At 43.0% G+C, this 20,448-nt stretch carries 18 protein-coding genes; 10 read left to right on the forward strand and 8 right to left on the reverse strand.

Annotated features, from left to right (window positions below; translation table 11 throughout):
- Positions 1–38: 38 nt before the first annotated feature.
- The 5 genes from parE to ACZ5O6_RS10960 all read right to left on the reverse strand — a co-directional run bounded on the left by parE (position 39) and on the right by ACZ5O6_RS10960 (position 4,690).
- A complete protein-coding gene (gene parE / locus ACZ5O6_RS10940; protein WP_447091524.1) occupies positions 39–1,925 on the reverse strand; it encodes a DNA topoisomerase IV subunit B in 1,887 nt (628 codons plus the stop codon).
- Between the two features lie 8 nt (positions 1,926–1,933).
- Positions 1,934–2,533, reverse strand: a complete 600-nt coding sequence (locus ACZ5O6_RS10945) for a YqiA/YcfP family alpha/beta fold hydrolase (RefSeq protein WP_447091523.1) — start codon at positions 2,531–2,533, stop codon at positions 1,934–1,936.
- A 46-nt stretch (positions 2,534–2,579) separates the two neighbouring features.
- Positions 2,580–3,371: a 3',5'-cyclic-AMP phosphodiesterase gene (gene cpdA / locus ACZ5O6_RS10950; protein ID WP_447091522.1), complete on the reverse strand. Its 792-nt coding sequence runs from the start codon at positions 3,369–3,371 to the stop codon at positions 2,580–2,582.
- Between the two features lie 123 nt (positions 3,372–3,494).
- Positions 3,495–4,046 (reverse strand): DUF1249 domain-containing protein, encoded by a 552-nt coding sequence (locus tag ACZ5O6_RS10955; protein WP_447091521.1) that lies wholly within the window; start codon positions 4,044–4,046, stop codon positions 3,495–3,497.
- An 11-nt stretch (positions 4,047–4,057) separates the two neighbouring features.
- Complete coding sequence (locus ACZ5O6_RS10960; protein ID WP_447091520.1) at positions 4,058–4,690, reverse strand: NUDIX domain-containing protein; 633 nt, start codon at positions 4,688–4,690, stop codon at positions 4,058–4,060.
- Between the two features lie 117 nt (positions 4,691–4,807).
- Here ACZ5O6_RS10960 and ACZ5O6_RS10965 point away from each other — a divergent pair, with 117 nt between their 5' ends.
- The 8 genes from ACZ5O6_RS10965 (at position 4,808) to ACZ5O6_RS11000 (ending at position 14,046) form a co-directional block, all read left to right on the forward strand.
- Complete coding sequence (locus tag ACZ5O6_RS10965; RefSeq protein ID WP_447091519.1) at positions 4,808–6,178, forward strand: TolC family outer membrane protein; 1,371 nt, start codon at positions 4,808–4,810, stop codon at positions 6,176–6,178.
- Between the two features lie 192 nt (positions 6,179–6,370).
- Complete coding sequence (locus tag ACZ5O6_RS10970) at positions 6,371–7,294, forward strand: DMT family transporter (protein ID WP_447091518.1); 924 nt, start codon at positions 6,371–6,373, stop codon at positions 7,292–7,294.
- Positions 7,294–7,611: a putative signal transducing protein gene (locus ACZ5O6_RS10975; protein WP_447091517.1), complete on the forward strand. Its 318-nt coding sequence runs from the start codon at positions 7,294–7,296 to the stop codon at positions 7,609–7,611. Before ACZ5O6_RS10970 ends, ACZ5O6_RS10975 begins: the two co-directional genes overlap by 1 nt.
- A 224-nt stretch (positions 7,612–7,835) precedes the next feature.
- A complete protein-coding gene (locus ACZ5O6_RS10980; protein WP_447091516.1) occupies positions 7,836–9,104 on the forward strand; it encodes a valine--pyruvate transaminase in 1,269 nt (422 codons plus the stop codon).
- A 381-nt stretch (positions 9,105–9,485) separates the two neighbouring features.
- Positions 9,486–11,147 (forward strand): flavin-containing monooxygenase, encoded by a 1,662-nt coding sequence (locus tag ACZ5O6_RS10985; protein ID WP_447091515.1) that lies wholly within the window; start codon positions 9,486–9,488, stop codon positions 11,145–11,147.
- A 27-nt stretch (positions 11,148–11,174) separates the two neighbouring features.
- Positions 11,175–12,002 carry a glycine/sarcosine N-methyltransferase gene (locus ACZ5O6_RS10990; RefSeq protein WP_447091514.1) on the forward strand — a complete coding sequence of 276 codons (828 nt, stop codon included), beginning with the start codon at positions 11,175–11,177 and terminating at the stop codon, positions 12,000–12,002.
- Between the two features lie 36 nt (positions 12,003–12,038).
- Positions 12,039–12,980, forward strand: a complete 942-nt coding sequence (locus tag ACZ5O6_RS10995) for a phytanoyl-CoA dioxygenase family protein (protein WP_447091513.1) — start codon at positions 12,039–12,041, stop codon at positions 12,978–12,980.
- A gap of 112 nt (positions 12,981–13,092) precedes the next feature.
- Positions 13,093–14,046, forward strand: coding sequence for a DMT family transporter (locus ACZ5O6_RS11000; RefSeq protein WP_447091512.1), 954 nt, complete (start codon positions 13,093–13,095; stop codon positions 14,044–14,046).
- Positions 14,047–14,114: 68 nt separating this feature from the next.
- Here ACZ5O6_RS11000 and waaA read toward each other — a convergent pair whose 3' ends face one another.
- Positions 14,115–15,425, reverse strand: coding sequence for a lipid IV(A) 3-deoxy-D-manno-octulosonic acid transferase (gene waaA, locus ACZ5O6_RS11005; protein WP_447091511.1), 1,311 nt, complete (start codon positions 15,423–15,425; stop codon positions 14,115–14,117).
- On the reverse strand, positions 15,425–17,191 hold the full coding sequence (gene msbA, locus ACZ5O6_RS11010; RefSeq protein WP_447091510.1) for a lipid A export permease/ATP-binding protein MsbA: 1,767 nt from the start codon (positions 17,189–17,191) through the stop codon (positions 15,425–15,427). The genes waaA and msbA overlap by 1 nt, the downstream gene beginning before the upstream one ends.
- A gap of 228 nt (positions 17,192–17,419) precedes the next feature.
- On the opposite strand from msbA, the gene waaF reads away from it, so the two are divergent.
- On the forward strand, positions 17,420–18,460 hold the full coding sequence (gene waaF / locus ACZ5O6_RS11015) for a lipopolysaccharide heptosyltransferase II (protein WP_447091509.1): 1,041 nt from the start codon (positions 17,420–17,422) through the stop codon (positions 18,458–18,460).
- Positions 18,461–18,473: 13 nt separating this feature from the next.
- Here the strand turns inward: waaF and ACZ5O6_RS11020 are convergent, their stop codons facing one another.
- Positions 18,474–19,565: a glycosyltransferase family 4 protein gene (locus ACZ5O6_RS11020; RefSeq protein WP_447091508.1), complete on the reverse strand. Its 1,092-nt coding sequence runs from the start codon at positions 19,563–19,565 to the stop codon at positions 18,474–18,476.
- A 112-nt stretch (positions 19,566–19,677) separates the two neighbouring features.
- Here ACZ5O6_RS11020 and ACZ5O6_RS11025 point away from each other — a divergent pair, with 112 nt between their 5' ends.
- A complete protein-coding gene (locus ACZ5O6_RS11025; RefSeq protein ID WP_447091507.1) occupies positions 19,678–20,439 on the forward strand; it encodes a glycosyltransferase family 2 protein in 762 nt (253 codons plus the stop codon).
- Positions 20,440–20,448: the final 9 nt, after the last annotated feature.

Here is a 20,448-nt window from a genome sequence, read left to right on the forward strand (position 1 = left end):
ACTGTTTATTGTTTAAATAGTATTGTCAGAAAATTTTCTTAACCCACATCGGCTAAGTTACCACTGCTTTCTAACCACGACTTACGATCGGCTGCGCGCTTTTTCGCAAGTAACATATCCAACATTTGGTGCGCACTGTCTTCAGAATCAACTGATAATTGCACTAAGCGACGGGTATCAGGGTCCATGGTAGTTTCTCGTAGTTGCAGAGGATTCATTTCACCCAAGCCTTTAAAGCGCTGCACATTTACTTTCCCTTTTTTCTTTTCTGCCGCTATACGATCGATGATGCCCTGCTTTTCTGACTCATCGAGAGCGTAGTAAACATCATTACCGATATCGATACGAAACAATGGTGGCATAGCCACAAAAATATGACCGTTATTAACCAATGCGGGAAAATGCCGCAAAAAGAGTGCGCATAACAAGGTTGCAATATGCAGCCCATCCGAGTCCGCATCCGCCAAAATACACACTTTGTGGTACCGCAGCTTTTCCAAATTATCGACACCGGGGTCAATCCCTAAAGCAACAGAAATATCATGCACTTCTTGGCTAGCAAGAATATCGGCGCTATCAACTTCCCATGTATTTAAGATTTTTCCACGAAGCGGCATGATCGCTTGAAACTCTCGGCTACGTGCTTGCTTAGCCGAACCACCCGCCGAATCACCTTCCACTAAAAACAGCTCACCGCGTTCTGGCTCTGCACTAGAACAGTCCGCGAGCTTACCCGGCAAAGCTGGCCCTTGCGTAATTTTTTTACGTGCCACTTTTTTGCTAGAACGGACGCGTTTTTGCGCATTACTAATACAAAAGTCGGCCAGTTTATCGCCATCTTCGGTATGCTGATTTAACCACAAGCTGAATGCATCTTTTGCAACACCGGAAACAAACGCCGCTGCTTCGCGAGATGACAAGCGCTCTTTAGTTTGACCTGAAAATTGCGGATCACCCAACTTGGAACTAAGCACAAAACAACAACTCACCCAAATATCATCGGGCGCTAATTTCACCCCTCTTGGCAATAGACTTCTAAATTCGCAATACTCTCGCATGGCATCCAATAAGCCGGTACGCAAACCATTGACATGCGTACCACCTTGCGCGGTAGGAATAAGATTGACGTAACTTTCTTGTGTGACTTCGCCGCCATTGGGGAGCCATTGCACCGCCCAATCGGCAGCTTCTGAGCGTCCGCTAAAGCTGCCGGTGAACGGCGCGAGCGGTAACACATCCCAGCCTCGGGTTGCATCACTTAGATAATCGGTTAAGCCATCTTCATAGAACCATTCGTCCGATTCGGCCGTTTGCTCGTTAGTAAATATTACTTTTAATCCGGGGCATAGTACTGCTTTAGCGCGCAACACATGGCGCAGGCGAGACACTGAAAACTTAGGTGAATCAAAATATTCCGGCGCGGGAAGAAAGTGTACGGTAGTGCCTGTATTGCGCTTGCCGCAATCACCGACAACCTGTAAATCTTTGGTTTTATCTCCATGAGAAAAAGCAATTTCGTGCACTTTGCCTTCGCGTTTAATTGTCACTAACAAGGTTTGGGACAGAGCATTAACAACACTCACCCCCACGCCGTGCAGACCGCCGGAGAACTCATAATTTTTATCAGAAAATTTACCCCCTGCGTGCAACGTGGAAAGAATCACTTCGACACCCGGTTTTTTTTGTACCGGATGCATATCCACTGGCATACCACGCCCATCATCACTCACCGTGATTGACTGATTTTTATGTAGAATCACTTCAATAGTTTTAGCGTGCCCAGCTAATGCTTCATCCACACTATTATCAATAACTTCTTGCGCAAGATGGTTAGGGCGTGTGGTCTCGGTATACATACCGGGGCGCTTTTTGACTGGATCTAAACCCGTGAGAACTTCAATATCTTCTGAGGAATAATTGGCCATGTATTTTTTTATCTCAATCTGTCGTAGGTAGTTTCAAAAAACATCATAATATCAGCATAGAATCGCTCAAAACCTTGAAAGCTGTGGTCACCACCGGGCTCGATGGTTTGTCGACACTGTCGATACTTTTCAACGGCTAAACGGTAATCAAGGGTTTCATCGCCTGTCTGAACAAGCAACCAATAAGCGGCTGTGTGCTGAATAATGGGCGTATCGTAACGCGAGAGTGCCACTAAGTCATCTTCCTGCAAACAATAAGTATCATCGGTATGGTAATTAGCGAGCGGTTGATTGATATAGTTGGGTAGTAAGTTAAGCGCATCGACTGCAGGATTAATTAAGACCGCGGGCAAATGATACTTCGCAACCAAGTAGGTCGCCCAAAAGCCACCTAGAGAACTGCCCGCCAAATAAATAGGTTCATCACTATCTAGTGCCGTTTCAACGATCTTCTCTAAGGATTTAGCACACTCGTTAGGATAAGGCGTTAATAACGGACAGCAGAAGCGAATATCGGGGCGGTTAGTCTGCAACCAACGCTGCAAGGATTGCGCCTTATAGGATAAAGGCGAGCTAAGAAAACCGTGAATATATAACAGCGTTGGCATCAGCAAATATTAGTAAAGAGCCACTGATAATATTGGGGTGTTGACATTAATAACCTGTAGAATCAAAGGCAATGCCGTAATCTTTTTGGGCAACGCGTTCTACATCGGTGGCAAAAGTACCATCTGCATGTAATTCAAACCAACGATAGCCGGGCATACTATCCTCGACACCAAACTCATCTTGGTTAGGCGTAAACTGTATACAGGTTGATGGTGTGGCAAACAGACTCACTCCCTGATATTCCCCCGTAAACTCTTGATGTATATGCCCCCAGAGGACAATTTTCACCTGCGGGTGAGTATTTATCACCTCCCAAAAAGCCTCGGCATTACGCACAATATAGCGGTCCATCCATGCACTACCAATCGGCACCGGCTGGTGATGCAAGCTAACCATGACATGTTTATCGCTATGGAGCGACAATTGATGCTCCAAGAACACCAACTGTTGATCACTAAGCTCGCCATACGTCTCGTTCGGCACCCGCGAACTCAGCAATATCACAACCCACTGATCGATGATATGAACGGTAGCATTGACCTGCTCACCCAACACTTTCATCATTTCAGGGTCGTCATGATTACCCGCTAACCAAGCGAAAGGGTAACTAATTTTCTCAGCCATAATGGTGTGTAAGCGAGAGTAAACAGGAGGAGACGGATGATTGGCTAAATCACCCGTGAGCAATAGAAGATCATTACTAGGGTGCTGCTGATTCATTAGCGTTAGCACATCATGCAGTCCCTCATCGGGATTCATCGATAATAGTTCGTCACCCTCGTGCTCTCCAAGGTGGCAATCGGTAATCTGAGTAATGCGGACAGGAGAAGAAGTCATAGAAAAATTAACAACAGCATGTCGTGTAAGTAGGTGATATTCTTTATTCGTTATTTTTGTGGTGATCTATCAATCTTTCTGTAATAAAACCTTGAGCCTTCAAGGCGGAGAGCATCTAGCTAACTAACCTTCTGGGGTAGCTCGTTTCGTTAGCATATTACCCGCCATCCGGCCATGAGACAAACAATGGCTCAACAGTTCACCCAAAAAACGATTCATCTGTGCTTTTTCATCAATTTGGTGCATATCAACATTGGGATATTCATAACGCGGTGCAAACGATTGATAACGTTGGCACTTGACCACTTCAGCCATACTCGCATCATGATATAAACGCACATCTCCCTGATAAACCGTTTGCTTTTTTTGACGATCAGCACTGCCTTCATTTTTAATGAAGTCGGGCGCGCTTTGCAAGGAAAATAACTGAGCAATGTGAACTACCGTCGTATATTTTGTTTGTTCTAACACGGTAACATGGAAATCGCTCTCCGCACTCGATAAATCACCCACCAAATAATGCTGTGCCTTACCGACACTCAGGTCTTTGATATTGCGCATAAGACGAAGCAAGCGGTGATAATTCATTTCGCATTCAACCAATTGTGCCGGCAAATCCGTTTTGTAGCGCTTTTTACGTGCTATGTGTGAAGCTGTCTGAATATCTATCGTCAACGCAATAACTCCTATACTCTAACTGGATGGCCTAACTGATCCTTATTAGCAGCCAACCACTGCAGACAAATTAATGTTGCCGCATTGTTATACTCGCCATCATAAATTCGATTAAGCACCGTCTCTTCATTGTATACGCTAAAACGAATATCTTCATTTTCTTCTGGCAACCCGAAAACGCCACCCGCATGACGCAAGTCAGCCAATGCACAATACAAGGTCAAGCGCTCATTAGTGCCTCCCGGACTACTGTAATAATCACAGATCCGCCGTAGTTCTTGTGGCTTAACACCTGCCTCTTCCCACAACTCACGGCGCATCACCTCTTCATCAGATTCACCTTTTTCTGCTACACCTGCGACCACTTCTTTACACCACGGACGAGACGTATCATTAACTAAGCCAATGCGAAATTGCTCAACCAAGCCAATTAAACGATGTTGAGGGTCGTAAATAATAGCGGCCACGGCTCGCCCTCTCACAAATAACTCTCGCGTAACAGGCGCAGACCAAGCACCACCAAATAAGCGGTGGCGCAACTGCACTTTTTCAATGGCGAAAAAGCCTTTATAGACCGTTGAACGCTCAGAAATATCTACCGCCCCTGTTTCGGGAATATCAGAAAGTTGAACAGAACTTGCCATATTAATCATTACCTACATCGTCACGAAGCCAGATCTATCATCCAGTATCGACCTTGTTAGAGTAAAAAGCTACACTGTTTACAACGACTTCACCTTTAGGGAATTTTTGGTCAACCAATGAACACACGCTTCGATTTTTTACCGACACCACCGCTAACCAAGCGCCCATTCTTCTTGCTGACATGTGTCGCATTGCTATCTGTGCCTACACTAGCCAATGCACAAACTGAATCATTGATGGACATTTACGCACTTGCTCAAAAAAATGACCACGAGCTAAGATCAGATTACGCAGAATACCTAGCAGGAACTGAAGCAGCCGCCATTAACCGTGGCGCATTAAGACCGCAAATTAATGCCACCGCCAGCGCTAGCCGAATCAATACCGATACCAGTGGCACAACACCAGCAGAAAGCGATACCGACAACCAAAACTATGGCATTGAGCTAACGCAACAACTATTAAATGCGAACGCCTGGGATACCTACCAGCAAGGGAAAGCACAAGCATTACTGGCAAAGGCAACTTACGATGTTAGTGAACAAAACTTGATTATTCGTAGCGCTGAGGCTTACTTTGATGCACTGCGCGCTATCGACCAATTACAGACAGATAAAGCCGAAGAAAAAGCTCAAGCCACTCTGTTAGAGCAAACCAGACAACGCTATGAGGTAGGATTAATTTCGATTAATGACGTTCACGAAACACAAGCTGCTTTTGATAATGCAAGAGCCGGCCGCATTAATAGCGAGGCCAATGTCGGCATTCGCCTAGACGAGCTAACGGTCATTACTGGCAAAATACATGAGAACATCGCCCCTCTTAGCGAGGACTTTACCGTCCTTGAGCCATCGCCGAAAGATAAGCAAGCCTGGGTTGATTTTGCTTTAGCGAATAACCTATCGCTCAAAGCCAGCAAACTACGCGCAAAAACCAGCGAACTGGGCGCAAAAGCTGCAAAAAGCAATCATTTACCGACCGTTAACGGCTCCGTTAGCTACGGCAAGTCTCACAGCGACACCGACATTGACCAAGGTGGCAACACAAATAGCGATACGGCGACAACAACATTCAGCCTCAACTTTTCTATGCCGCTGTACACTGGCGGAACACTATCCGCAAGACAACGACAAGCCGAACAAACGCTGATCAAAGATCAAGAAGATCTACTATTTACCCGCCGTAGTACCGTACAAAGCACCCGTTCATTATATTTGTCGGTCACTACAGGCATTGCTCAACTTCAAGCACGCCAACAAGCGATTGTATCAAACGAGAGCGCGCTATCCGCCACTAAAGCCGGCTACGATGCAGGCACGCGTGACATTGTGGATGTGGTTAATGCACAAAGTAACCTATTTGAAGCACAGCGAAACCACTTAGATACCTTATACGACTATATCGTCAATACCTTAAGCCTTAAGCAGGCAGCAGGCATACTACAGGTCAGTGACATTCAAGCGCTGGATGCTTCATTAGACAAATAGCGGCATATGGTAAGCCGCTATACCTCATACTACGGTGCGCCGAAGCATTTCATATAGATGAGCGCCACAGGTCTCTGCATCTGTCGATATTACGTGAATAAAATGCAGCAATAAGACTGTGTCATATCGACGATTCTTCAGTTAACGACATAAACACCACACTAGCCTTACACCACCACGAGCTCCCATTTTATGATGTCATCACGCTTACCGGTTCTCATTCTATTATGCAGCTCTATTGGCTGGGGCCTAACATGGATACCTATCAAGACCATTCAAAGTATGGGCTTACCCGCGGAACAACTTATTTTTATTGCTTTTAGTAGCGCGGCGTTGGTATTGCTACCCGTACTGTATCGTCAACGTTCACAATGGCTTGCCACCATACACTTAATGGTACTACTCGCCATATTTGGAGGGTTTGCCAATATGGCCTTTCAAACCGCAATGGCAAAAGGCGACGTTATTAGAGTCACCATCTTATTCTATATGCTACCGGTATGGAGCATGTTAGGTGGCTGGTGGATTTTAAAAGAACACATCGACAGTAAACGTATCATTGCATTATTCCTCTGCTTAGGCGGTGCCATCTGCATATTAGAAGCATGGACTATAAACTGGAATACATTGACCGGGGTTGATCTGCTCGCCTTAGGGTCTGGGTTTGGCCTAGCGGCGACCAATATTCTATTTCGCTTAACACCACACACCCCCTTAGCCAGTAAAATGGCCGCAATGTTTATTGGCTGTGTTATTTTTGTGGGTGGCGCACTCCTTTTTTTACCATCCTCAGATACGACGACTCTAAGTTCAGCCCCTTTCTTCAGCACACCGACATTACTCGCCGTCGCGTATGGCTTATGTTGGATTATGCTCATCACCGCAGGGAGCCAATGGGCTGTCACACGTATAGAAGCCAGCCGCTCCGCAGTGATTATCGTGATGGAATTAGTCGTCTCTATTGGGTCGGTTGTTATTATTACCCAAGTCCCTCTTGAGCCCCATGAGCTCATTGGAGGAATAATGGTATTTACCGCCGCACTTATTGAAGGTTTACGCGTCGAAGAAGCACCCATGCCTCACAAAATAGTGAAGCCACAAAATGAGAGCTCTTGATGAAACGTGTATACACTCATGAAAACCGGCTACTCGTTAGCCATGCTAAAAATATTCTCGATAATGCCAATATTGATAACACACTTAAAAACGAGTTTGCAGCTGGTGCCATGGGCGACATAGCGCCACTAGACGCATGGATGGAGCTTTGGGTTGTCAACGAGAGTGACTACGACACATCAACATCATTACTAGAAACCATCGAAAATTCCCACACCATAACGACTGATACCTCCACATGGGCTTGCTCTCATTGCAAAGAAGCTAATCCAGCGCATTTTATGTTCTGCTGGAATTGTCAGCGACAACAACCATAAAAACAAAAGCTCATTCGTACAAAGGCCTTTTTACTATTACCACGTTTACTTTACGGCAACGTCAACATAGGCATTATGAACGCTACGTAAGCCTCGAAAACACTGAGCTACAGCGAATAATTCACCGTATTTTTTGTTTGCCTTCATGAAAACTTCGCGTTAATCTTTGTGCTTATTTTATTACCAACACGTCAATTAAAAGACTCACCGCAAGGCATCACGTCATGAAATCGCTTTCTACTTTTGGACAAAAATTTACAAAAACATCCGGCATTACTGAATTAATGCAAGATTTAGGAGAAGCCGTCAAAAACAATGATCCCGAGACATGTATGCTCGGCGGCGGTAACCCTGCATTCATTCCAGAAGTCACTGATGTTTTTCGCAGCGAGATGCAACACCTGTTAGACAATAGGGAATTTGACAAAGCCTTAGGCTTTTACAGCTCTCCGCAAGGGGAAAATCAATTTATTGAAGCCTTGGTTAACTTTATTAACGACGAATACCAATGGGGCATTACCAGTAAAAACATTGCCTTAACCAACGGCAGCCAAAACAGTTTTTTTTACCTATTTAACGCACTGGCTGGAGACATGGTTGACGGTTCGAAAAAGAAAATATTGTTTCCTCTCTCACCAGAATATATTGGTTATCGAGAACTGGGCTTATCGGACGACATGATTGCGTCACAACAACCCACTATTGAGCATTTAGAAAACCAACAATTCAAATACCACATTGACTTTGATGGATTAAAAATCACTGACAACATCGCCGCCATTTCCGTATCTCGCCCAACCAACCCCACAGGCAATGTCATTACTAACGATGAACTGTCTCGCCTTGATGCATTAGCACAAGAACACAATATACCTCTTATTATTGATAATGCTTACGGCGCACCTTTTCCCGGAGCCATTTATACCGATGCTGAATTATATTGGCATGACAATATTGTATTAGGCATGTCGCTATCTAAGTTAGGCTTACCCGGTTTACGCACAGGTATTATTATCGCAAAAGAAGAAATCATCAGCGTTATGTCAGCAATGAATGGCACGCTGTGCTTATCACCTAGCAATATGGGCGCAAGCCTTATGACGCGCTTGATTACATCAAAAGAAATTCTTGCCTTACGCGACGATGTCATACGACCTTATTATGAAAAAAGAATGACCGACGCACTAGCGCTAGCGCAAAATACATTTAGCGGCATGCCAGTACACATCCACAAACCCGAAGGCGCATTTTTCTTATGGCTTTGGTTTGATGGCTTACCTATGACATCAAAAATGCTCTACCAACGTTTAAAAGAAAGAAAAGTCCTTGTTATACCTGGGGAAGACTTCTTTATTGGCATGGATGATGATTGGGCTCATCAACGCGAGTGCATTCGAGTAAACTACGCTTCATCGGAAGATCAATTAACACGCGGACTAGCAATCATAAAAGAAGAGATCTTAACGGCTCACAAACTTGCCCAAGCGTCATAAATAAAAAACACCACCTCCTTTCAAAAAACCGGCTTTTTAAGATCGCCTTAAAAGCCGGACTAATAAAAAATCATAATTTTCAATAAACTAGCAGACACTCCGCACACAAATCGTGAAAAAAACTTATTCGCATTGTTGATAAATGCGATAACAAAAATAAATAACGATTGTTTTTACAAGCAAAAAATATTTTTTAACAAAAAATAAAACCAAAAAAAACGCTTGCAAAAAAATATTAAATATTGCAAAAAAATACTATTTTTTAAATAAATGTTTAAAAAAAGTTAGTTTTAAAATAATAATAAAGCTCTTGGAGAACGCAATTGTTCGCACAAGTATTAGTGCATATAAATATCTATAAAAATAAAAAGAGAGATATGCATGCACAACGAATCATGCAAAAAAAATAATTACGACGTTATCGTTGTTGGCGCTGGTATTGGCGGTATTTACTGCGCTTATCAACTCAAAAAAATGGGTTTATCGTTTCTTGTTTTAGAAGCTGGTAGCGGCGTAGGCGGCACATGGTTTTGGAATCGTTACCCGGGCGCAAGATGCGACATTGAAAGCATTGAATATTCCTATCAATTTTCCGAAGAATTACAGCAACAATGGGAGTGGCCTGAGCGCTACGCCTCACAAGAGGATATGCTAAAATATTTACGACATGTAGCAAACACATTTGAACTCAATGCATTCATTAAGCTATCAACTACCGTTACCTCTCAACGTTTTGAACATAAGCAATGGAAAACAACCACAAAAAGTGGAGAAACGTTCCAATCAAAATTTTGCATTATGGCGACAGGTGCTGTTTCTTCACCGAGAACGCCTGACATTGAGGGGATAAATAATTTTTCAGGTGAAACCTATCACACCAGCGAATGGCCCAATAAAAAAATTGCTTTTAACGATCAACGCGTTGCCGTTATTGGCACGGGAACATCCGGTATTCAATGCATACCTATCATCGCCGAAAACGCAAAAGAACTGCATGTTTACCAGCGCACAGCCAACTATTACGTACCCATTCAAAATACACCTACAGATACTAGAATCACCCAAGAAATAAAGAAAAATTATCGAGCTTTTCGTGAAAAAAATGCACGTTTAGCTGCAGGATATTCCGCAGGCGACTTATCCAGTACTTGTAGTGCTATATCTTCTCAATTATCAGTTAACGAAAGAGAGGCGATTTTTGAATCCGCTTGGCAACGTGGAGGTTTTTATTTTCAGGCCGCATTTAACGATCTATTAAAAAACACCGAAAGCAATGAATTAGCTGCCAACTTTATCCGTAAAAAAATACGAGCTATTGTTAAAGACCAAAAAATTGCCGACACTTTATGCCCAAACATTACATTTGGCTGTAAACGCTTATCTATGGGGAAAAATTACTACGAGACCTTCAACAAGAACCACGTTTTCCTACATGACATATCGAAAAATTCTATTAAAAAAATCACTCAACATGACATTGTTTTAGCTAACAACCAATCTCAACCTATCGACATCATTGTATTTGCTACCGGTTTTGATGATATGGTTGGCGCACTCAGAAAAATAAAAATTACAGGGATAAAAAACATTGCTCTACAACAGCAGTGGGAAAAAACGAACCCGACCATGCATCTAGGCATGATGACTGCCAACTTCCCAAATATGTTTTTTGTTACAGGCCCAGGAAGCCCATCCATAACAACCAATATGTTTGCCACTATTGAGCAAAATATTAACTGGATATGTGACTGTATTAATTACCTCATCAACAATGATATTGCTTCGATTGAAGTAAAACCTGACATTCAAGAACAATGGGCAAATCGAGTTAATCAACTAGCCAGCGAAACGCTATATTACCAATGCCAATCTCGTTATGTGGGTAAAGAGAGTAATGATCAATCTTATTTTATGCCTTATTTGGGCTATGTTGATTACGCTCAATTATGTCGACAAGCACAAGATAATCAATATAGCGATTTTATACTCAAACACTCATCCTCTTTTACTCAAAAAAACAAAAAGACAGAAAGCGTATTATAAAAACAACATGCCTATTAGGAGCATACTATGAGTTATGGCCATGCAGCACTCAACGCCGATGAACATGAAAAAACACAGCAATACAGCGCTGACCCTACAACAGACCGATACACCGATCTATACACTAATGAGTACATTGCTGCGTTTGTAAAAAAATGGGATGCCCTTATTGACTGGGAAGCAAGGGCACTAGGTGAAGGTACTTTTTTTATAGACATGCTTACACAGCACAACACACAAACGGTTCTTGATGTCGCTACAGGTACTGGATTTCATTCGATCAGTTTGATAGAGGCAGGATTTAATGTAACGTCTACTGATGGATCTGCAACGATGCTAGCGCGAGCATTTGAAAACGGAAAAAACCGTGGACATATATTAAAAACAAATCAAGCAGATTGGCGTTATTTAGGTGACTCGGTTACTGAACGTTTTGATGCGATTATTTGCCTCGGCAATTCATTCAGCCACTTACATGATGAAATGGATAGGCGACGTGCATTAGCAGAGTTTTACTCAGCATTAAAACCTGATGGAATCATGATTATCGACCAAAGAAATTACGACTACATGCTAAATTCAGGATTTAAAACTAAACATAAATATTATTACTGTGGCGATAAAGTGAGTGCAGAGCCTGTACATATCGACAAGCATCTCGCTAGATTTCAGTACACTTTTCCCGATGGAGAGCAATACACCTTAAATCAGTTTCCCTTACAAAAGAGCTATTTTTGTCAGCTACTTCAAGAAGCCGGATTCGCGAGCATTAAAACATTTGGCGATTTTGAAGAAACATTCGTTGACGATGAAAGCGATTTTTTTATTCATGTCGTAAAAAAAACAACGACATAAAACCACCCCCATAATAACAATAGCGAGAGGATAATTATGAACACGTCTACAGCTGAAGCGACAAACCAGTCTGTCTCCAATCAGGACAAGTTAGTCAATCAACTACACTTTTCAGAAGAAGAATTAGAAAACTTTAAACGTGATGGATTTATGCGTATTAGAGGTCTATTCACTGAAAAGGGTATTGCTGGTATTCGACAACAAGTGGAAGATTGGATAGCAACCGATGAAATTAATAATGATGGCACGTTGTCACGGTTTACTTGTCGTCGCAATGAAGGCCCTGTTATCAATCAAATGCTTAACCATGCTGAATTCCGTCATTTAATGACCAGCCTCACGGGGCGAAAGCTCATTTTCACTGAAGCACAATCTTTTGAATTATCAAAAGGTGGCGTTGGCTTACCATGGCATTATGCTTACATCGGAATGGGTTACATCAGACCAGCTGATCTAGGTTATACACTGTGGACACCACTACAATCAATTAATGCAAAAACAACAGGTGGCGGCATGGCCTATGTCCCTGAGCATATACACTCAGCCAGGTATGGTTTTGATTTAGGGAGTTTGCTGGCGCCTCAATACAACAAAGACCCAGAATCTATGGAAAAACACTTAGAGATACTTGAGGAAAATCATAAGGCGCTAATTCCATTTTTAGAGAAAAATAGAATTGAAGATGATTTTGAAATTGGCGATTCATTCATTTTTAGTAAATACGTATGGCACCGCAGTGCGCCTTTCCTTTCCGAAAGTAAAACTCGTCGTTTAGGCTTAGCTTTACGTTTTGTGGATTGGAATTCACGAAAAGAAGCCGTTCGCTGGAAAGCTGAGTACGACTTTGGTGGCGGCCTAATTACAGGACAGAAAAAATATGTTTATGGTGGCGGCGGCGAAGACCGATACGCACGCTTTACCGACATACCGCATGGCGAAGAAATTAAGTTTTCAAAAGAAACTAAACTTATTATTTAGCACCATTTTATCAAACTAAAAAATAACGGGCTTCGCGGATTAAAATAATAACGTTTCGCGAAGCCCGCCATTATTTACAGACTCACCGAAACCATACCACTTGGGGCAATTTATGATTGACACTATCTACGCAAAGCGCTATTTGCTGCTATTATTTGGCATCGCTTGTACTGCTTTCGCACCTTTTTGCATTCGCGAATCCTCATTACATCCCGTAGTGCTCGTTGCCTATCGCTGCTTATTATCGGCCATTGTACTCGCACCCTTATTCTTTTATCACTTAAAGAAAAACCCCCATTTTGACATGCGCGAGCTGGTTAAAGGAAAGGGAATTTATATTGCCGTTTTTGCCCCTGCTTTTTTCTTTTTTGCGGAACTTGTCGTATGGAATATAGGCGTACGCAGTGCACCATTAGTTAATGCTTCTATGCTAATTAATCTTATGCCTCTCGCCATGCCATTTATGCTATTTTTATTGTATAAAGTAAAAACAACCCCCCGCGAAAAGATCTCTACCGCCATTGCTATGCTTGGCTTATTAACGTTGTTTTACACAGATTTGAATTTATCTACCACCTATTTATATGGCGATATCATGTGCTTCTTTGGAATGATATTTTTAACTGCCTATTTATGCCTAGGCAAAAAATTCGCCGGCATGCCGAGTATTTTCCTTTATATTTTCCCGCTTTATCTCGTTACTGGACTTCTCGCACTGATTGCATCCATTGTCTATGGCGGGCTAACGGGTGGATATACGCCGGCCGAATACATTCCTCAAGACTCTTATCAGTGGTGGGTAGTCATTGGCTTAGCACTCGTACCTACCGTACTCGGACATACTATTCTTAACAAAAGCATGCAGAGCCTACGAGGGCAATCTGTCGCTGTCGTTAATGTGCTACACCCGGTATTCGCAGGCATCGTGGGTTATTTTTTCTACAGCGAAGTCCCTGGCGCCAACTTCTTTGTTGCAGCCGCATTAGTATTTACTGGTATATGGCTCGTCGTCACTGCTAATGACAAATTAGACTTACCAGCCTCACCTAAAGCACAAACTGCTTAGACATCATCGCTGCCATTACTACGCTTTGCTATCGAATTTTCATGGCAGAGCGTAGTAAGAAAACACCATTAACTGCTCGTTTCTTCCAACACATCAGCAATGAACTCTAGTGTTATTTGCAAGGCTCCCGTAGCTTCCTTCATATACTGTGAAGCGTTGCGCCCTGAAGACTCTCTACTAGAAGAGTCTAGCAACCAATGGTGTAGCTGTTGTTCTAATTGCTTGTAATCACGAGCAATAACTAAAGCTTGCTTCTCTTCCATCTGCGCAGCAATCGTCGAAAAATTATAAAGGCTTGCTCCGCTGATAATGGGCAAACCCCAAGCTGCGGGCTCCAACATATTATGACCACCGTGTGTAATAAAACTACCGCCGACAATAGCAATATCTGAAGCACCGTAAAACAACATTAATTCACCCACCGTATCACCAATAACAACTTGGGTTGTCGGAGCTATTTTTTCTTGAACACTATAACGAGCAACCGACAGTGACTGCTCCACACAATAAGTTGCCACATGATTAAAGCGCTCTGGATGTCGCGGAACTAACACCAAGCGTAAATGCTTATGCTGAGCCATAAGTGATTTAAAAACATGCAGAATTTTTTCATCTTCACTCGGGTGTGTACTCGCAGCAATCAGTACTGTTTTTTCGCCATCGCTAGACCATTGCTTCTTTAACATTGCGGCTTGCTTTCTTAATTTTTCGCTAACCGTAATATCTGATTTAATATTACCCGCAACACTGACTAGCGATGTACTCAACTGCCGCAAACGCAGTGCATCACTATCGGACTGAGCAATAATGCTTTGAAAATTAGAGAACATTTTTTTTGCAAAACAGCCTAATCGCTGATAACGCTGAAAAGATTTTTCAGAAAGGCGAGCATTAATTAATAATGAAGGAATATTACGACTTCGGCATGCAACGAGAGTGTTCGGCCACACTTCGGTCTCCATAAATAAGACACTCACCGGTCGCCAATACCGTAAAAAGCGCGCTAAACAATCAGGAAGATCATACGGCATATACTGATGATACACTCGACCACTACTAAGATACTCTGCATAGCGCTTCAAGACTTGGGCCGACCCTGTCGGTGTTGTTGTGGTAATTAACAGAGCATGGCCGGGGTAGTCGCTTAACAAACGCACCGCAAGAGGGTAAGCGGCTATCGTTTCTCCTACCGAGACAGTGTGTAACCATATAACGGGTAACTGGGGGGAAGAAGAAGGAAAACAAAAGCCAAAACGCTCAGACCACCGCTGTCGATATTTTGCCGCACGGATACTTCTCCACAACAAGCGCAAACAAATTACTGGAACAGTGCAATAAAACAGTAATGTATAACCGACTCTGAATAAATGGCTACACATTAGTCGTGACTGTCCGTATTAGTATTACTGTCCGTATCAGTATCAAACCCTTGCTGATGCAACTGCGCATAATGACTCTTGGCTTGTATCAATTCATGGTGGGAGCCTTCTTCGATAATCCGGCCCTGATCCATTACAATAATGCGATCAGCATTTTCGATAGTACTCAACCTATGAGCGATGACAATCGTCGTACGCCCAGCACTTGCTGTTTCCAGTGCTTGTTGAATATAACGTTCTGACTCCGTATCCAGTGCAGAGGTTGCTTCATCCAAAATCAAAATCGGCGCATCCTTGAGTAAGGCTCGCGCAATCGCAATACGCTGGCGTTGCCCACCTGATAAACGAGTTCCATTTTCTCCCACTAAAGTATTGAGACCTTCAGGCATTTTTTCAATAAACTCCCATGCATTCGCCTGTTTAGCAGCCTGAATGACTTGCTCTGTGGTTTTTTCCTGCATATCTCCGTAAGCAATATTATTATAAAGCGTGTCATTGAACAGGGTGATGCTTTGGTTAACAATAGAAATTTGTCGGCGTAAAAAGCTAATATCGTATTCTTCTAATGGTCTATCATCCAAGAGAATAGCCCCAGCATTCGCATCATAAAATCGTGGCAATAAGCTCACCAATGTCGTTTTCCCACTGCCCGAACGCCCCACAAGCGCTACTGTCTCACCGGCGCCAATATGGCAGTTAATAGATGACAACGCCGGCTTTGTAACGGCAGGGTAAGTAAAGACCAGCTCCGATAGTTTCAGGTCACCATTAATATCAATACCCGACACAGTCCCTGTATTTTTTTCCGCCGCTTCATCAAGTTGAGCAAAAATACTTTCCGATGCCGCTATGCCTTTTTGAATTTTGTTCATCACTTCAGTTAATTGACGCACCGACCGAGGAATTAAAAAGGCTGCCGTCAAATAGGTAATAAAATCACCCGCCGTTTCCGCATTCATATAACTCAGCGCTAAGAACACGACCACAGCTAAAGCTAATGAAATAACAAACTGCGTAAGAGGTGTGGCTAGCGCACTGGTTACTGCCAACTTCATATTTTGCTGATAATTATTATGGCTTTCTTTTGCAAAACGTGATCTCTCATAAGGCTCACCACCAAATACACGCATCACTCTAAAGTTATTAATCATTTCCGAGCAGACATGAGTAATATCTCCCATACTATTTTGCAACCGGGTACTTAAACGTCGTAATCGTCGACTAATTTTAGAAACAATAAAGCCCAGAGCGGGTGTAATCACAAGGAAGGTCAATGTGATTTTCCAGTCCATCCATAATAACGTGGCCACCAAAAAGATGACGGTTGCTCCTTCACGAATAAGCACTTTAAGCGCATCTGTCACGGCTTGAGTCACTTGTAGCACGTCAAAGGTAATACGTGAGATTAGCTCACCCGAGTTGTAATTATCAAAGTACCCATTCGGCAATAAGGTTAGATGATCAAACATTTGTTTACGCTGGGTATGAATCACACCGAAGGCAACACGCGCCATGCCGTACTCACCAACAAAACTCCCTAGACCTCGAAAAAAAACAATGCCTATAGCCAGCAGAGGAATAATATATCGCGCCTGCTTATCTTGAGAGTTGATGGCATCAGTAATTTCACCCAACAAAAGAGCAAATAACGATTGTGTTAAGGCAAATACAATAAAGCCCACCACCCCCAAAACAAACATGCCAATATGCGGCTTAATATAAGACAGTAATCGCAGATAAATTAGAGTATCGTTGTTTTTTTGCATACTATGCTGATTTCACGGTTGGCACTCGATAATGAATAGAGTGATGACTAACAATATTGCTTCGCTAAATAACAGCCTGTATTGTAGCGTTTTTAATGTGGGCTTGTCGGCTAATAGTTCGCGCAGTTAGGCGAGTAGTCATTAATGCACAAACATCCAGCATTCAGAACCACAAATATACCCTAACATCGGTTCACCCACCGTGATTGCGCAAAGAGCCCAGTAACAATGCACATTAGTCCACAAGCTCCGAAAAAAATACTGATCATTGGCCCGTCTTGGGTGGGCGATATGGTCATGGCTCAGTCGCTATTCATTGCGCTTAAACAACAGCAACCTGAGGCTATTATTGATGTTCTGGCACCAAGCTGGAGCCGCCCAATTATCGAACGCATGCCGCAAGTGCGCCAAGCGATCGCTATGCCTCTAGGGCACGGTTTATTTAAGATAAAGGAAAGACGAACACTAGGTATAGCGCTACGCAAAGAAAATTACACACAGGCGATCGTATTACCTAACTCATGGAAGTCAGCCCTTATCCCTTGGTTCGCCAACATTCCACTGCGAACGGGCTGGCGCGGCGAATGGCGATATGGCTTATTAAACGACTGCCGTATCCTCGATAAAAAAGCATTACCTTTGATGGTTCAACGTTTTGTGGCATTAGCTTTTCCCGCTACCGGTAAGCCGCCTACGCAACAGTGCTGCCCACCACCATTGCTAGAAGCGAGTCATGATCGATTGCCCACGCTATTACAAAAATTATGTTTACAGAATCACAAGCCAGTATTGGCACTCTGCCCGGGTGCGGAGTTTGGCTCAGCGAAGCAATGGCCTGCCAAACACTATGCAACCACCGCCCAAAAAATGATTGCCAAAGGCTATCAAATATGGATTATGGGATCACCTAGCGACCAAACTGTCGCTGATGCAATATATGAACAGCTAACAGAAAACGAGCAACACCGCACTGAGCGACTATGTGGTAAAACATCATTAGAGGATGCTATCGATTTATTATCTATTGCAGATCGAGTGGTTTCAAATGACTCAGGGCTTATGCACATCGCCTCAGCGCTCAACAAGCCTTTGGCTGCGCTCTACGGGGCAACCTCGCCGGCATTTACACCACCGTTATCGACAACCGCGAACGTACTTTCAATCCCCGTTGACTGCGGGCCTTGCTTTAAAAGGGAATGCCCAGAGAAGCACCACCGATGCTTAGAGGAACTACACCCTGAACAAGTAATAAGAGCGATACAAGATTGACCCAAAGCAAAAGTTAGCGCTCACTCACCACCTTTTCATAAAGCGCTATGTGCTGCTGAGCAAGCCCGTCCCAGGTGAGTGCTAATCGCTCTACCGTCAGATCACCCACTAAGCACTGATAACAAGCAGCTACCCAACAAGCAAGGTCCGGCGCCTCTGCATTTAAGTCACACACAAATCCTTGCTTTTCGTCAATCAGAGCAGCAACCCCGCAATGCTCAGACACAACAACCGGAATACCCGCCGCATTAGCTTCGGCAACGACCATACCAAAAGGCTCTGAACGAGCCGGATGCAGCAATAAGTCAATCTTGCTCAAAAACTCTTCAGTTTCTCCTATCCAGCCCAATAACGTGTAAGACTCTTTGGGCCAATGCTGAAACAATACGTCTACCTCTTCAGGATCACAGCCAGCCACAAGGAAGTGAATCTCAGGTAATAGTTCGCGTAGCGAGCCCAATATCGAACACGCGATATCCAACCCTTTACGTCGCCACTCGCGCCCCAAAAAACCAACGACCATACGACCATCTTGAAGACGCTTAATAGAAGAGAAGTGCTTTTCAACGCCGGGATATACCGGAGGCGCAATTTTATCTGCCACCTTAGGATATAAAGTGCTGAGTTGCTGCGCGATCATTGGAGAATTTGGGAAAATAGCCTGAACCTGCACCCCATGTAACTCCCTATATTCGAGCCATTTCCACATGTGTATACGTGGAGATAAAAAATCTAAGTATTTGCGTTTACGCATCAAGAAAGGAGGACCATGAAAAGTCGTCACATGATGGATCGAAGTTCGTTCGTGACTGTGCCAAACAACCGAGCCTGAAACTGAATACAGCCTAGCATGTGCCAAAACCCTACGAGAGAAACACCACTGAGCTAGCCAACGTGGCTTAGAGAATCTATTTCCTAAGGCAATAATTCGAAAATTTTCATATTCACACCAAGCGTCCGTATCTTCGCATTCATTGGTTTCACAGACAATAGTCACACTTTGACCTCGCCTCAGCAGAGCTTTAGCAAGCTGAAAAACATAGTTTTCCATGCCACCAACAGTACCAAAACGCCGAACAATATGAATAGAATGTATATTGAGCATAGTAGAAATAAAGACTCTGGGGAACGAGTAAGGTATTATGCACTCTCTCTATAATGATGCCAAACTGGTCACTACCTTTAATTCACGAAACTTTGCATTAGAAATAAGCACAATGACTTTACCCTTATCTGCCATCATCATCACTCAAAATGAAGAACACAATATTAAGCGCTGCATAGAAAGCGTGGCATTTTGTGAAGAAATCATCGTAGTCGACTCTGGCAGTAATGATAATACCGTAAACATAGCAACTCAGCTCGGCGCAAGAATTATTCATCAACCATGGATGGGATATGGCAAACAGAAGCAATTTGCCGTAGAGCAATCAACTCACTCATGGGTGTTATGCCTCGACGCCGATGAAGTCGTTAGCAATGACTTAAAGAAATCTATTATTGATTCAGATAAGAGCGGCATTACTATCTCCTCTTATAAAATGGCTCGCCAAAATCATTTTTTAGGTAAAGCATTACAGCATGGAGAAGGTTATCCCGACTTCAGTCTACGCTTATTCAATAAAAAACAGTGTTGTTGGTCTGATGATAGTGTACATGAAGGCGTTATTGTTAATTCGGGTAATACTAAAAAATTAAAGGGTGATTTACTACATTTTTCTGGAGAAACCATTTCAAAATATCTTGCAAAGCAAAACAAATACACACAACTTCAAGCAGAAAAATTATTTTTTTTGGGGGAAAGACCTTCTTCCATCAAATGCTTTTCTAGTCCCGCAATTAGATTTTTAAAATTTTATTTTCTACGCCTTGGATTTTTAGATGGAGCTGCAGGCTTTATCCATGTATCTATTGGTTGCTTTAATGCCTTTTGCAAATACGCAAAACTACTAGAACTACATCGAAAATCCAATAATTAAACCTTATTG

The sequence above is a fragment of the Eionea flava genome (genome assembly GCF_055393785.1).